Raw genomic sequence first — 1201 nt, 5'->3', positions numbered from 1 at the left:
AAAAAATCCTTTACAATGGAGAGGTCAGGTGGTTCCTGTCCAAATCCAACGTAAAGGATCACAACTATGGACAAGAATACACTACTTTCATCATTTGGTAAATGGGTTTTGCCCATAAATACAAAAAAACTTACTGAACAAGTTAAATATCTTAAACAGGATTACTACACAAAGAAACTGACGACAGAAGCGTATATCAAGCTCTTACTGTTTGCCCAGCTACACGAGTTGGAGAGTCTGCATGCGATCAGTGATACTTTGCTGGACGGAGACCTCCAAATAGCACTTGGATTTGACTCCATCAGTGCGTCGCAGCTTTCCCGGAAACACAATGATTTGGATCCGGCCATCCTTTCAACACTGTTTTTAGATCTTGTGAGAAAGATTCAAGAATACCGCCACCCAACCACTAGGAATTTGCCACTTAAAATCATTGATTCAAGCACGCTTCCGCTTAATTTGACGAATTACAAATGGGCAAAATTCCGGAAGACCAAAGCAGGCGTCAAGCTTCATTTGCGGCTTGTCTTCATGGATAAGGATACAGTCTATCCTGAAAAGGCAGTCATTACGGTAGCCAAAGAACATGACAGAAACCAACTAGAAGTCCTGGTGGATGACAAGGAAGCCATGTATGTATTTGACCGTGGCTACGTGGATTACGAACGCTTCGACCGCATGACGGACGAAGGCTATTTCTTCGTATCAAGACTAAAGAAGAATGCCATCATCCGTGAGGTGGACTCCTTCTCTCTGCCTGAGGGAAGCACTCTCTTATCAGACAAAATGGTGATTATCGGCTCGACTCAAAACCGGGCGGAGAACTTTTTTCGGCTGTTGGAAGTGGTAGATACCAAAGGAAATGTCCTTCGGCTGATCACCAACCGGTTCGACCTGGAAGCCGACGAAATAAGTAAAATCTATCGTTCTCGCTGGGCCATTGAGCTGTTTTTCAAATGGCTCAAGCAACATGTGGAGATCAAGCACTTTTATGGTCTGAGCGAAAACGCGATACAAAATCAAATCTACCTAGCACTCATCACCTACTGCCTGCATGTACTCATTCAACTGGAGACGAAGAGCAAGAAAACACTGCTTCGGATCAGCCGATGGCTAAAGGCAACCATTTGGAAGCCCGCATACATATGGATTCGGCGTTTTGAAGAGAAAACTTAGCTATTGGTTGTCGTCGTCTAATTTG

At 44.0% G+C, this 1201-nt stretch carries 1 protein-coding gene; it reads left to right on the top strand.

Translation table 11 applies throughout. The features are described 5' to 3' along the window. Nucleotides 1–66 precede the first annotated feature (66 nt). Nucleotides 67–1176, top strand: a complete 1110-nt coding sequence (locus H9631_RS22115) for an IS4 family transposase (protein ID WP_191816616.1) — start codon at nt 67–69, stop codon at nt 1174–1176. Nucleotides 1177–1201 lie beyond the last annotated feature (25 nt).

It is taken from the genome of Bacillus norwichensis (assembly GCF_014836955.1).
GTDB classification, from domain to species: domain Bacteria; phylum Bacillota; class Bacilli; order Bacillales; family Bacillaceae_C; genus Siminovitchia; species Siminovitchia norwichensis.
This window is presented reverse-complemented; position numbering and strand designations above follow the sequence as displayed.

Coding starts and splice junctions, on each gene's coding strand:
- H9631_RS22115 (WP_191816616.1), top strand. CDS start 67: ATGGACAAGAATACACTACTTTCATCATTTGGTAAATGGGTTTTGCCC.